This is a genomic window from Micromonospora sp. MH99 (assembly GCF_021442385.1).
In the GTDB taxonomy this organism is placed as follows: Bacteria; Actinomycetota; Actinomycetes; order Mycobacteriales; family Micromonosporaceae; genus Micromonospora.
Genome location: NZ_MUZA01000009.1, coordinates 1 through 13,713, shown reverse-complemented (window position 1 = coordinate 13,713; position 13,713 = coordinate 1). Strand labels below are relative to the sequence as shown.

Annotated in this window: 12 protein-coding genes; all 12 read left to right on the top strand. The window is 73.8% G+C overall.

Features of this window, described 5'->3' with window-relative positions; translation table 11 throughout:
- Window positions 1-20 precede the first annotated feature (20 nt).
- A complete protein-coding gene (locus B0E54_RS07040; protein WP_234582447.1) occupies window positions 21-1,190 on the top strand; it encodes a hypothetical protein in 1,170 nt (389 codons plus the stop codon).
- A 16-nt stretch (window positions 1,191-1,206) separates the two neighbouring features.
- Window positions 1,207-1,635 carry a hypothetical protein gene (locus tag B0E54_RS07035; protein ID WP_234582446.1) on the top strand — a complete coding sequence of 143 codons (429 nt, stop codon included), beginning with the start codon at window positions 1,207-1,209 and terminating at the stop codon, window positions 1,633-1,635.
- 28 nt (window positions 1,636-1,663) lie between these two features.
- Window positions 1,664-1,918: a hypothetical protein gene (locus B0E54_RS07030; protein ID WP_088989350.1), complete on the top strand. Its 255-nt coding sequence runs from the start codon at window positions 1,664-1,666 to the stop codon at window positions 1,916-1,918.
- 2 nt (window positions 1,919-1,920) lie between these two features.
- Entirely contained in the window at window positions 1,921-5,124 is a 3,204-nt protein-coding gene (locus B0E54_RS07025; protein ID WP_234582445.1) for a hypothetical protein, read from the top strand.
- The gene (locus B0E54_RS07020) at window positions 5,121-6,605 is read left to right on the top strand and encodes a hypothetical protein (protein WP_234582444.1); all 1,485 of its coding nucleotides are present in this window, start codon (window positions 5,121-5,123) and stop codon (window positions 6,603-6,605) included. The genes B0E54_RS07025 and B0E54_RS07020 overlap by 4 nt, the downstream gene beginning before the upstream one ends.
- A 2-nt stretch (window positions 6,606-6,607) precedes the next feature.
- On the top strand, window positions 6,608-7,108 hold the full coding sequence (locus tag B0E54_RS07015; RefSeq protein ID WP_053659787.1) for a hypothetical protein: 501 nt from the start codon (window positions 6,608-6,610) through the stop codon (window positions 7,106-7,108).
- Window positions 7,108-7,758 (top strand): hypothetical protein, encoded by a 651-nt coding sequence (locus tag B0E54_RS07010; RefSeq protein WP_234582443.1) that lies wholly within the window; start codon window positions 7,108-7,110, stop codon window positions 7,756-7,758. Before B0E54_RS07015 ends, B0E54_RS07010 begins: the two co-directional genes overlap by 1 nt.
- Window positions 7,755-9,782, top strand: a complete 2,028-nt coding sequence (locus tag B0E54_RS07005; RefSeq protein WP_234582442.1) for a hypothetical protein — start codon at window positions 7,755-7,757, stop codon at window positions 9,780-9,782. The genes B0E54_RS07010 and B0E54_RS07005 overlap by 4 nt, the downstream gene beginning before the upstream one ends.
- A 10-nt stretch (window positions 9,783-9,792) precedes the next feature.
- On the top strand, window positions 9,793-10,116 hold the full coding sequence (locus tag B0E54_RS07000) for a hypothetical protein (protein ID WP_234582441.1): 324 nt from the start codon (window positions 9,793-9,795) through the stop codon (window positions 10,114-10,116).
- 1 nt (window position 10,117) lies between these two features.
- Window positions 10,118-10,621, top strand: a complete 504-nt coding sequence (locus tag B0E54_RS06995) for a hypothetical protein (RefSeq protein WP_234582440.1) — start codon at window positions 10,118-10,120, stop codon at window positions 10,619-10,621.
- Window positions 10,614-12,050 carry a baseplate J/gp47 family protein gene (locus B0E54_RS06990; RefSeq protein WP_234582439.1) on the top strand — a complete coding sequence of 479 codons (1,437 nt, stop codon included), beginning with the start codon at window positions 10,614-10,616 and terminating at the stop codon, window positions 12,048-12,050. The genes B0E54_RS06995 and B0E54_RS06990 overlap by 8 nt, the downstream gene beginning before the upstream one ends.
- 11 nt (window positions 12,051-12,061) lie before the next feature.
- A partial coding sequence (locus B0E54_RS06985; protein WP_234582438.1) for a hypothetical protein occupies window positions 12,062-13,713 on the top strand: 1,652 nt, incomplete at its 3' end.

The following is a 13,713-nucleotide window of genomic DNA, read 5'->3' as shown; positions in this document are numbered from 1 at the left end:
AACTTCGTCCGGGAGGACCCGTGGCACCGACAGCAGCATTCCCGTTCATCGAGGTCCGGATCGTGCCGCCACCGGCGCCGCTGGCCCAGCGCTCGCCGGGCGTCATCGCCGTGGTGGGCAAGGCGCCGTCCACGGCCGACGGCGGCTCCGCAGCGGCGAACACGCCGGTCCGGATCGAGACCCTGGACGACGCGGTCACCAACTTCGCCCGCCGGCAGGCCGGCAACGTGGTCCGCAACGCCCTCTACAACTCGCTGGAACTGGCGTTCCTGCAGGACCCACGGCCGGCGAAGGTGTACGGGGTCAAGGTTGCCGGCGACGACTACGCCGCCGCGCTCGGTGGTCTGGAGGCCGCCGACGACGTGACAATGGTGTCGCTGGCCAACGAGTCGACAGTCGGCAACCCGGCCGGAGCCGGAGCGCCCACCGGGTTGCAGGCGCTCAAGGCGCACGTCGAGACGATGTCGGCCGCCGGCCAGCGGCGGATCGGCTTCGCCATGGTCAACCCGGCGACCGAGAAGAGCCCCGGCTACGTCGCCGACATCACCACCGCGGCGAACCCGCTCAAGAGCAGCACCAGCCGGATGGTGATGATCGCCGCCCGGGGCGCCGACGGTGATGCCGCCACCGCCGCGATGGCGGCCGTGGCCGGCCTGCCGGTGCACCACAGCATCGTGCTGAAGAAGATCCGTGGGGTGGCCATCCCGGTTGCCAAGCAGTACAGCCCGGCCGAGATCAAGGGCCTCTCCGAGGCCAACCTCACCCCGATCATCGACCCGACGCTGATCACCGGCGAGAGCCTGCACTTCGCCGACGGGCGGCTGTTCACCACAGACGCGAGCCTGCTGCACGTCGATCTGGTCCGCACCCTCGATGCGATCGAGTTCATGCTCCGCGCCGGTCTCATCGGCCTGGTCGGCGACGCCCGCATCACCAAGCCGGGCATGACCCTGCTCAAGACCCAGGTGGACGGCATCCTCGGCCCGCTCAAGCGGCAGGCGGTGATCGACGACTACCGCGTCGAGATCCCGGTGCTCGACATCCTCACCATCCCCGAGGTGGCCCGTACCGCCACCGACACCTCGATCGTCACCGCCGCCCGGGCCGACCGCACCGTCGACCTGGTCGTCACCGTCACGTACGGCCCGGCCGTGAGCCGCCTGCTGGTCACGCTCGTGGCCAAGTTCTGACCGGAGGAACCAGACCATGGAGTGGAAGACCCGCCTCGCGGTGCAGTACACCAAGGGCACCGAGACGGTGTTGATCAGCCCGATCGACTCGTTCAGCCCGTCCTTCTCGCTCAACGTCGAGGCGCTGCACTCGTGCGAAGTGACCCACATGGGCGTCATCCACGCGCCGGTGTCGATGAACTTCACGATGACCGTCAAGGCGATCGGGGACGTGGCCGGCCGGCTCACCAAGCTGGCGCTCGACGGCGAGCTGTTCGACATCGCCCTGCTGGAGCACACCGGCGACGACTGGGCGTTCTCGTCCTTCGTGCTGCGGGACTGCCTGATCACCAGCGCGACACCCACCACCGCCACCATCTCCGGCGCCCCGGCGGCGACCTTCAGCGGCTTCAGCCTGGCCGCCTCGGTCGACCCGAAGACCGGCGACCCGTCCGTCCTGCCGTAACCCACCGACGAGGAACCGGAGGTAGCAGATGGCGACCGGAGCTGGCCGCGCCGCCCGGGTCACCCGTACCGGGCTGGCCCTGGTGCACGCGGGTGAGCTGGTGCTGCCGGCGGCCGGCAGCGAGGCGGAGGCCGAGCAGGTGGCCGAGGACGACCGCGCGGTCATCGCGTACCACTTCCCGGTGGAGATCGAGGTGGTCGCGGCCGGCGGCGCCCTCGACGCCGACGCGCTCGCCGACCTCGCGCTGGCCCGCCTCGCCGAGCACCTGGACGGGCGGTTCTGACGGTGGCCATCTCCGTGCACGTGCCGGTGCGGATCCGGCTGGACGCCCGGTCGGTGACCGAGCGGCCGGCGGTCGTGACCGACGCGCTCGCCGCGGCCCTGGCCCGCGCCCTGGAACGCTCCCGGCAGGAGGTGGTCGCGCCGCGCGGCGGCTATCTGGAGGTACGCGCCGCGGCGCCGGACTTCCGGTGGACCGGCGCGGCAGCCGAGCGGGTGTCCCCGGACGATCGGCGGGCCTTCGAGGCCCGGCTGCGCCGGCGCATCGACGAGGTGGTCGGCGCGGCGCGGCTGGACCCGGGGCTGCCCGCCGGGGTGGCCGCACCGCTGAGCCGACCGGCTACCGAGCTGTTCGACCCGCAGCGGATGCGGCACCTCCTCGCGGTCTACCGGGTGCCGTCCTACGACGACGGTGGTGACGCGGCCGAGGTGCCGGTGGACGGCGACGAGTCGCCCCCGGTGACCTACCAGTGGCTGCTGCGACCAGCCACCTACCTGGCCGATCACTTCGCCGAGCTGGCCCGCGAGGCGGTACGCCAGCACGGTGGCCTGCCGTCGGGCACCCCGCAGGGAGTGATCGCACGCGTGGTCGGCTCGGACGGCCGCCCAGTCTGGGCGATCATGGTGACCACCACGCCACTGTCGGTCCTGACCTTCGAGCGGTTCGGCGAGACGGTGTTCCGGGCCACCCCGCAGCCGCACTTCGAGGTGGAGGAGCGGGTGCCCAGCCCGCAGCCCGGAACGGTGCAGCGACGGCCGGTCGCCGACCGGAGCGCCCTGGTCGCCATGGTGGACGAGGAGCTGAGCGCCGACATCCGGCAGCGGCTGCGAACCGCCTCGCCGCGCGGCGAGACCACCAGCGTCGAGGAGTACCAGGCGCAGATCGAGCGGGCCGTCGACGCGGAGGTGACCCGGCGGGTCGACGCGATCCTCGCCTCGGTGGGCGGGGCGACGCCGACGTGCCTGGTGGTGGTCAGCATCGGCGGGGTGTCGCTGCTGCTGGTCGGCACCGAGGAGACCGACGCCACCCTGCACTGGACCGGTACGGCAAACCTGCTGCCGATCACCGTCGAGCAGCACCCGGCGGCCCCGCCGGACCCGAACGCGCCACCCGGCGGCGGCACCAGCACGGGCACCGGCACGGGTACCGGCACGGGCACGGGTACCGGCACGGGCACTGGCACCGGCACCGGCACTGGGTCGGGCGGTCCCGGCGGCCCGGGTGCGGGCGGTGGCGCCGGCGGCACCGGGGACGGCAGCGGCAGTGGCCGGCGGGGCGGGTTCGTCTTCGACCCGAGCAGCCCGAGCGCGCCGGCCGGCGCCGAGGGCAGCCGGTTCCCCGTCGTCGGCGGCGGGCACTCGACGATGCCCGCGTGTGCGTCGTTCAACGGGGAGCCGGAGCTGGCCGCCCTCGGGCCGGACGGCGACGAGCTGCGTCGGTTGATGGACGACATCGCGTTCCGGCTGCAGATGGGTGAGCCGTGCCGCTACCCGGCGAACTTCTGTCTCCAGGCCGCCGCCGTGCTGCGCGGCCGGGCCGCGGCGATCAGCCTGCTCGTCGGAGCGGCCGAACGCGAGGCGTTCACCCGACCCGTCCCCGAGGGCTCCGGCCGCCTCGGTCCGCTGGACTTCCGGCCGGTCGCCTCGCCGGCCGTGCAGTTCCTGCGCCACCTGGCCGGCGTGGTGCCCCGCCTGGACCACCTCGCCCAACTGGTCATGCGCCGTTACAGCCAGCCCGAGCACTTCGCCCGCGTCCAGGGCGGCTGGATCGACACGTCCGCCTCCTGGAACCTGCACTTCGTCCAGGCGCTCAGCCCGGCCGTCAAGGCAGCGGTGGGGCAGCTGTTCATCGTCGGCAGCCAGGCCATGCTCGTGCAACTGCTGCTCAGCTCGCAGAGCGGCATCAACGCGCGGATCGCCAACTTCGACAGGTACGCGCCGATCTTCGAGCGGTTGATCGTCTCCCAGCTCACCGACTACGCCGAACTGCAGGGGCTGCGCGAGCGGCTGCGCCGGCACGAGGCGGCCCGGTGGACGGCCCAGCACACCGACGCCGGCGGTGGCGTCCTCGCCACGGTGAGCATGGCCAACCCGTCCACCGCCTGGTACGGCGCGGCCCGCGCCATCTCCACCGCGTTCCTGGCCACCGAGGCCGCCCTGACCAGCCCCGGCGCGGCCGGTGAGATCGTCGAACGCGACGGCGTCACGCGCATCCGCGACTCCCACGCGGTGCTGTGGACCCTCGCCGAGATCGAACAGGCGCTGGTCATTCAGCGCGGCGAGGCCGAGGGCGTCGACCCGCTGGTCAAGCAGATCACCGACCTGCCCGACGTGCTGGCCCGCTTCGCCGCAAACCGGTCGGCAATCCGCGACGAGTTGTGGCGGGTGCTGCAGGACATGCGGCGCAACAACACCGAGATGCTGGGCCGGGCCCGCACCGACGCGCACTTCGCCTTCCGGTCCAGCCGGATCAGCGAGCACATCCCGTCGGCCACCATCGCCGGCGGACGGTTCGCGTTGCAGGGCATCCACCTGGTCACGCACCAGCAGCTCGGCGAGTTCTTCGGCGGCAACCTCTACTACGCCACGGGCGTCGACAGCCTGTTCAGCACGGAGCTGGGCCGGGAGGCGCTGAGCGCGTTCGCCATCATGGTGGGGATCATCGCGCTGTCGCTGCTCTGCCCGCCGCTGGGCTTCGTGGTCGGGGTGGCCGTCGCCGCCGTCGACGTGGCGCACGCCCACCAGCGGTCCCGCCTCTACTCCTCCATGCTCGACCCGGAGCTGGTGCTCACCCGCACCGAGGTCGAGGTCGAGCTGTTCGCCGCGTACCTCGGGCTGGCCCTGTCGCTGATCCCGGAGGCCGGCACCATCGGCGGCGCGGCCGTGCGCGGCGGCCGGGTCGCGCTGCGTTTCGGCGTCCGCGCGGGGCTGCGCGCAGCCCGGGGGTACGTGGTGCGCCGGGTCACCCGGCAGATCGTCGAAGCCGCGTCCCGTGACCTGCTCCAGGGGTTCCTCACCGAGATCCTGCTCAACGAGGTGCTGGAACGGGTCGTGCAGAAGCTGATGGAGCCGATCCTCGCGTACGTGGAACGCGAGGCGATGCTCAGCGGCGCGGTCGGCGGCCCGGAGGGCGCCCGCTTCATCCTCATGGTGCTCGACTCGCAGCACGCCGCCACGTCCGGCCCGCGCGTGCCTGTGGTGCGGCCGTGACCGGGCCCCGCCGGTTCCGCGCCGGCCGGTTCCTCGACGCCGCCGCCGTGCACGCCGCCGCCGACGCGAACCCCCGGCTGCGCCGGTTCATCCGCACCGTCGCCGAGCACAGCGAGGCCGGCGAGGTGCGGTCGCGACGGCTGCTGGAGCACCTCGTCCGGCGCATGATCGACGACGTCTCCGACCTGTACCTGAACAACGCGCTCAACAGGCTGGAACGCATCGCCGTGCTGCGCGACAACATCGCCGCGATCCTCGACCACGTGCTGGAGGGTGGCACCCTGCCCGAGGGGGAGCGGGTGGCCACCCTCGGTGAGTACTTCGACCGGCTCAACACCGAGATGCGCGAGCTGAGCCGCCCGCGCGACGGCATCGTCGGAGACGCGCCGCTGCGCCTGGCCGACGACTCCGCCGCGTACGCCGACTCGCTGCTGCGTGAGTTCGACTCGGCCGGCGGCAGCGGCGCGGCCGGTCGGCACGTCGAGCCGGCCGCGATCGTCGCCGACGCGTTCCAGGCGATGCCGGCGGACCGGCAGGCCGCGCTGCGCCGGGCCGCCGCCCTGGAGCCGGCAGCGCTGTGGCACGCGGTGGCAGCCGAGTCCGGGGCGGGCAAGCGGGCCGCCGTCGCCGACCTGGAGACGCGCCTCGGCGGGCGGCTCACCCCCGACGAGCTGTCCCGGCTGCGCACGGCCGTCGACGACCTCGGCAAGGCCCGCTCGCGCGGCCTGCAGGTGAGCGAGGCGCGACTGGCCGAAGCCCTGGGCCGCATCGCCGACCCGGACCTGCGGGCCGTGGTGGCCGGCGGCGACGTGTGGCTCACCCAGCAGCTCGCCCTGCACAACCCGGAGGCCCTGGCCACCCTGTGGCAGCGGTTCCGGGACCGGGGCGGACGCGCCGACGACGGCCCCGGCTTCCGCGCCTACCTGCGCCACGACATGGTCACCTACGGCCGGGGTGTGCTCGGCGAGTACAGCGCCGCGTTCTCCCTGAGCAGCATCGAGCTGTTCCTGAAAGGACCGGACGCCAACGTCAAGGTCGCCGGCGCCGACCTGGTCGGCATCGGCCACGACGGTTGGGTATGGCTGATCGACGACAAGTCGCACCGGGCCGCCAGCGTCGGCGGGGTCAGCGCGCTCACCGACAACCTGGTCACGAACCTGCGCCGCGACGCCGCCGACTTCCGTGACGCCATCGCGCGGCTGCAACGCGACGACCCGGGCTTCACCCCGGACCCGCGCATCCTCGACGCGATCTCCCGGATGGAGGACGCCGCCGCCGAGATCGACCGGATCAACCGACGTGGCTCCGCGTCCACCCGGCCCGCCCGCATCAGCGCCGCGCTGGCGGAGCGCCGGCTGCGGCTGCGGGTCACCAGCGCCGCGGGCGAGGTCCGCGAGATCACCCAGGCGCTGCGCGACCTGGGCCTGGCCGTCGAACCCACCGGTACGCCGGTGCCGCTGCCACCCACCGGAGGGCGTTGAGCATGGCCATCACCAGCAGTTTCATGCGCTACGGCACGGTTCCGTCGGCGATCATCAGCGACGGGGTGCTGCCGATCCCACTCTGGGCGGTCACCGCGATCTCCCTCGCTCAGACCTACCACCTGCCGCCGATCGGCTCGACGGCGCACAAGGCCATCGTGGCCACCCACGACGACACCATCACGCTGACCGGCGTGCTGGTCGGCGCGGAACGCTACGCCTGGAAGTTCGCCCTGGAGACGATGGCCGAGGCGAGCAAGCGCGGCACCGCCCTCGCGGCGTACTCCGGGGGGAAGTTCGGCGGGCTCATCCTCGTCACGTCGATGACCATCCGCACCGACATGCAGGTGCAGTCGCTGACCTTCAACGCCTCGGCCGCCCGCCGCGACGTCCTGGACACCACCATCACCCTCGTCCACGTGCCCCGTCCCAGCCTGCTCGGCAAGCTGCTCGACGTGGCCAGCATCGGAGTCGGCGCGCTCGCCGACGGGTTGGGCAACTGATGCCACAGTTCCCGATCGACCGCTACCTGCTGCCGGAGACGCCCATCGAGGTGCCCGACGGATTCACCGAGGTCCGGCAGAGCCTCACCGCCGGCCTGCCGCACCGCGTCGAGCTGGGCGCCGGTGTGCACGCGGTGCTGATCCTGCCCACCGGGCTGGCCCGGCAGTGGCTGACCACCGACCCCCTCGCGGTGGTGAGCACCTCCGCCGACGACCTGACGCCCCGACCCGCGCCGCCCGCCACGCCCCGGGCATCGGCACTGGTCGGCCGGGTGCCGCTGCGCCTGGTCGTCCGCCAGGGCACCCGGATCCTCGGCTCGGTGCCGCTCGCCGCGGGCCTGCGCCGGGTCTGCCCCGACGCCGGCACACCCGTCGACTCCGCCGGGCCCGCCCCGGTCGCCGTCGAGGTGGTCGTGCTCGCCTGGCTGCTGCACGCCGGCACGGTACGCGGCTCCGGCGACTACGGCTCCACGCTGACGGTGGCCTGGCGGCCCGCCGACCGGGCGGTCGACACCTTCGGGCCGCCGCCCATCAACGAGTTCGTCTGGCGTCGCCGCCCACCCGCGCAGCGCGTCGAGTCCGAGCTGGGCCCCGGCAGGCTGCGCTACCGCTACCTGCTCGACAAGAAGATGCGGAGGGTGCTGCGGTGACGCTCACGCCGTTCCAGACCGGCCAGGTGCGCCAGGGCGCGGTCGGCAACGACGCCGGCTGGACCATCACGTTCCACCGGGAGACGTCGACCGGGCTCAGCCCCGACGTCGCGCTCACCCTGTCCAGCGCCGACTACTACGCGGCCATCGACGCCGCGCTGCCCGACGGGCTGGGCCCCGGCGCGTACACGATCACCGTGCAGGGGCTGATCGACGAGCACTTCGCCGCGCTGCGCACCGCCGAGGGGCAGCCGCCGCTGGTGGCGAAACTGCACCTGTACTGGCGCGACGCCAACACCTCCGTCGGCGCGTTCTTCACCAACCTGGTCGGCGTCAACGCCGGCCCCACCCCGGCCGAGCTGACCCAGGCGCTGGTCGCCGTGCTGCGGGTGACCAAGGTGCGCCGGCTTACCGGGGAGCGGACGTACGACACCGAGCTGACCCTCGTCGAGCAGGCGTACGCCCGGCTCGGGCAGCGCGTCGCCGAACGGTTCGAGGCGGCCACCTTCACCGCCGCCATCCAGGCCATCGGCGAGCGGACCCGGGTCGACGTGACCGGGTGGGGCGCCAACCCCGACGGCACGATGACCACCGGCGCCACCGAGGCGGCCGGCGACGAGCGGGTCGCCTTCGGGGCGGGGCTGCTCTACCGCGCCGCGCTGGAACGCATCGGCGGCGCGTTGCAGCAGTCGCTCAACGCGTACGGGCGGGGGATGCTGCTGATCCGCGACGGCACCGTGCACGTCGGGAAGCGGCCGATCCCGTACCCGCAGGGGGAGCCGAAGCCGCTGACCCTCGCCACCGGCCTGCTGGAGTGCACCGAGAACGGCACCCAGGACACCGACCCGTACGCGGCCACCGAGGCCGGCGGCACGGCCGCGCCGCGGCGCAGGGCGTGGACGTTGACCCTCAAGGGCCGCCCCGACCTGAAGCCCGGCGACCTGGTGCGCTTCGATCCGCCGGCGACCGACGAGGCCACCACGCTGGGCAGCGTCGGCGCGGCGCTGCTGGGCTCGTTCGCCGCGCCGTTCGCCCCGTCGACGGGGGAGCTGGGCGCGGGGGCGAAGGTGCTCTACCTCAGCGCGGCCCGGCACACCCTCTCGCGTACCGCCGGGTTCGTCACTGTCGTGCAGGGCGTCGAGGTCACCTCGGGCGCCCAGGCGTGGGACACCTGGAGCGACGCGTCAGGTGTGGCCGCCGCCGAGCCGGCCGGCCCGGCGTCGTCGCCAGGTGTGGCCGCCGCCGAGGCGGTGCGCCGCGCGGCCCGGGCCGCCCGGGGCGAGACGCGCGGTCTGGAGATCGGCGAGGTGCGCGCCGCCGCCACCAACGCCAGCGGCGCGGTCGAGCCGCCCGCGCAGACCGAGACGGTGTGGGAGGGCCTGGTCCGCCCGGACGGCCGGCCCAACGCCGCCCGCCGCCTGCCGGTACGCCGGGAGCAGCCCGCGCCGCTGCCCGGGGTGACCTACCTGACCCCGTTCGCGTGGGGTGGCTGCGGGCTCATCCTGCCCCGCTACCCGGGCACCCGGGTGGCGCTGGCCTACCGCAACGGCGCCCCCGACGACCCGGTCGAGGTGGGCGCGCTCTGGCCCACCGGGCACGCCCCGGTGTCGCAGCCGGGGGACTGGTGGCTGTCGCTGCCGGTCGGGGTGGCCACGAACAGCCGCTCGTCGATCGGCGACACGGTGGTGCCCGCCGACCACGACGGCAAGGTCACGCACGACCTCACCGACGGCGACGGCAACCGGGTCATCGAGCTGGGCGAGCTGACCGTGCGGGTGGGCCGCGCCCAGTTGCAGGGGCGCGGGCAGCGCCCGGCCCGCGCCGACGAGGCCGACAGCATCACCATCGAGCACGCCGCCGGCGGCTCGTCGATCGTCATGAAGCAGGACGGCTCGATCACCATCACCGCCACCCGGATCGACCTGGACGCCGGCGACGGCGCGGTGAACATCAGCGGCGGCACGGTGAGCATCGCCGCCGACGACGTCGACGTCCAGGTCGACAACGCGATGAACGTCCATTGAGGAGAGCGAGATGGCATTCGTGCTCACCACGTCGAGCGACGTGCACTGCCCCAACCAGGGCAAGGTCTCCCCGACCGGGCAGAGCAAGCTCACTGTCGACCACGTCGCGGTGACCCGGCCGGACGGGATCAGCGGAAAGTCGGTGGCCGGGTGCACCATCACCACCAGCAACTCCACCAAGCAGTGCGCCACGGTGACCACGGCTACCGGCGCCGCCGGCAAGCTCAAGGTCGGCGGGGCCGGGGTGGCACTGGACACCCTCAGCGGCGCCACCGACGGCTCCAGCCCCGGCCTGTCGGCCAGCGCCGGGCAGAGCAAGCTGAAGGCGGTCTGAGATGGACCGCACCGAACGCGAACGGCAGGCCGCCCAACGCCGCTACCTCGGCTGGGGCCTCGCCTTCGAACCCACAATGCCCGGCGTCGACCTGGCCCGCGACATCGTCTTCGACGACGGCCCGAACGGCCGGGCGCTGGCCCTCGTCGAAGGAACCGGCAACGTGGCGCAGAGCCTCGCGGTGGCGCTGACCACGCTGCGCGGGTCGAACGTCTTCGACGCCACCTTCGGCTTCGACGGGCTCAACGCCCTCGCCGAGCAGATCGAGCCGAACCTCATCCGCGAGCAGGTCCGCATCGGCATCATCACGCTGCTTGACCGCGACCCCCGCGTCCGCAAGATCGTCGACGTGAACCTCGACGACGGTCGACTCGGCGCGGGCCGTGCCGACGACGCGTCGGCCGCCGCGCTGCGCGCCTCACGCACCCTGCAGGTGCAGGTCCAGTTCGAAACCATCACCGACGACCGGCTCTCGGTGCGCCTCGGGGAGCTGCCCAGTGTCTGACCCGACCCTCCCGGCCGAGCTGGCCGACGTCCTCGCCGTCGACGCCGCCGCGCTGCGGGCCACCGGCTCGACCGGCTTCGGCATCGTCGAGACCGGCTTCGTGCCCAAGTCCTTCGCCCGGCTGCTCGCCGAGAAGCTGGCCACCGCCCGACTGCTCTTCGGCGAGGACGTCGACCTGACCAGCGGCGCGGTGCTGCGCAAGGTCCTCGAACTGGCCGCCCTGGAGGACGCTCGACTGTGGGCGGCGCTCGGCGCGGTCTACGACAACTCCTTCGTCGTGTCGGCGACCGCCGACGCGCTGACCCGACTCGGCGAGGAACTCGGCATCGCCCGGCCGTACCTGCCGGCGCGGGGCACGGTGAAACTGAAGCTGAAGGCGGCGCTGCCCACCGGCCACACCCCGCTCACGCTGCCCCGGGGCGCCCGGCTGTCCACAGCCGGCGGGCACCATGTGGCCCTCGACGAGACAGTGGTGCTCTCCGCCGCCGTCGGCGAGCGCGAACCGGCCGTCGCCGCCTTCTATCCCGGCCCGGCGCACAACCTCGACCCGACGCAGGCCAACCAGAAGATCGACCGCTGGAACCGGGCCGACACCCTGCTTGCCGATCTCGACGACGCCGAGCAGGCCGCCGGCAAGGAGCTGGTCGAGATCACCCACACCGTCGCGCTGACCGGGGGTGAACAGCAGGTCTCCGACGCCCGCTACCGGCAACTGCTGCTGGCCGCGCCCCGCTCGATCTGGACGGCCGAGGCGATCGGCCTGGCCGTGGCCACCGTGCCCGGCGTACGTCAGGTGCAGGTCTTCGACGGCCGGGGCGGGCTGGACCTCAACCAGTCGATCTTCGGCAACTTCAACTTCATCGAGCGGGTCTTCAGCACCGAACGCGATCTGGGCAACCCGTACTACGTCACGGTGCTCGTCGCGCCCACCGCCGCCGCGATCTGGGACGGGCCGGACGGGCTGCACGCCGCCGTCGAGTCGGTCATCGAGGACCTGCGCCCGGTGGGCATCTTCGCCTCGGTGGACCGGGCCGACGAGGTCGGCATCGGCGTCGAGGCGGACCTGGTGATCCGCGGCCTGCCGCTGCCCACCGGCTCGAAGGAGACGGTGAACGCGTCCACCGCCGCCACCGAGCTACGCGCCCGGCTGCACGCGCGGCTGCGCCGCTACGTCGACGAGCTGCCCTTCGGCGAGCCGGTCCGGGCCGCCGAGGTGATCTGGACGCTGATGAACGAGCCGGGCGTCGCCGACGTACGCGGCCTGCGCCTCGTGCGCTTCCCGGCCGACTCGGCGGTGGTGGTGACCGGCAGCGCGCCCACCGGCGACGGCGTGCAGCGGCTGCCGGTCGGCGACAACGCGGTGCTCGCCGCCAACCAGGTGCCCGTCTACGTCGACCGGGACGATCCCCGGCCGTTCCGGATCGTCTGAGCGGGGGCGCGATGACCGACATCCGGGTGCCTGTCGACGGCGCCGACCCGTCCGTCGAACGCAACCTCGTCGACCAGTTGGAGGGCCCCTATCCGGGAACCGTCCGCCGGGTCGTCGTGCCGATCGCGACCACCGGGGCCGCCGCGGTGGACTGGACCAGCCGACACCCTCTGCTCACCGTCGTGCTGCGCGGCGACCTCGTCGAGGAGACCGTCCGGGTGACGGTCACCGTCGACCCGGGCGGCGCGGACGAGCGGGTGCTGCCGCCGGTGGTCTTCGCGCCGTGGTCCGCTGCGGGAGCGTCGGTGCCGGCGTACGCGCCGGACACCGCCGACGAGCCACTTGTCGCGCCGTTCACCGTCGCCGTGACGGCCGAGCGGGCCGTCGACGGTGCGGCCGCCACGGCGCTCACCGGTGCGGCGCTCACCGCAGTGGTCGAGCTGGCCGTCGTCGAGGGCAACCTGGGCCGGCTGCTCTACCTGGTGTCGTACGAGAAGCACCGGCTGCGCCGCGCGGCGCGGGAGGTGCACGCGTACCGGACCCTCGCGCACGCCCGCCGCGACGCGCTGGACCGGATCGGCGCGGACGTCGGGGTGGCCCGGTTCGTCGACGAGCTGGTGCACGAGCCGACCAGCGGCGACGTGTACGCCCGCCGCCTGGCCCCGCCGGCCCGCGAGCCGGACGCCGCGTACGCCCACCGGTTGGGGCTCTACCGGCGGTTCCTGCTGCCCACTCCGGGTGCGATCCGCCGGCTGCTCAACGGCCCCGGCGCGGACACCGACCCGAACGCGGGGCTCTTCGCCGACCTGCCCGGCGGCGCCCGCTTCACGCTGCGCGAGGACGACGACCGGTTCGCGGTGGCGATCCGGCTGGTCGCCGCCGGTGACCCGCAGCACCGCACGAACTTCCTCGCCCAACTGCGCCGCGACCGCCTCGTGCTGCCCGCCAACACCCCGCCGAACAACACCACGCACGCCGCCCGGGCGCTGCCGTCCGGCCGGCTGGCCGAGGTCACGGCGCTGCGCGCCAGCCTGCGGCAGTCGTACGCCTTCGACAGCGGGCACGCCATCGCGCCGCCGCTGGCCGCCGCGCTGGACCGGGCCGGGCGGGTCTGCCGGGCGCTCGGCTCGACGATCGTGTGGCAGGTGACCCGGGCCCAGGACGACACCGGTGGCAGCCGCTACGAGCTGGGTCTCGGCGTGGACGTGAGCTGGCCGACCCCCGCGCAGGCCACCGACCTGCGCAACCGGGTGCTGGACACCGGCCGCGCGGTCACCGGCGACCGGACCGCCGAGGCCCTGATCGCCGCGGCCCGCGCCGCCGGCGTGCCCACGGTCGGGGCCGACGGCGAGGTGGCCTGGCTGTGGCGCGTGTGCGGGGTGCAGACCACGCACCGGATCAGCACCACCAGGATGTACCTGTCGCACCTGCCCACCCGTGGGCTGGCCGTGACCGCGCCGACGACCGCCACGGTCGGTGCCGACGTGGCCGTCGAGGCGCAGTTCCACGCGCCCGGCGACCCGGGTGGCAACGCGCTGCTGCTGGCCGGCCTGACCGCCGCCGCGACGGCCTGGACGGGCGCGGGGGAGCCGGCGTGGACGCCGATGACCGACGCGGCGGCCCGGACCCGGTGGGCGGGCGTACCGACCCGGCCGGCCGGGCA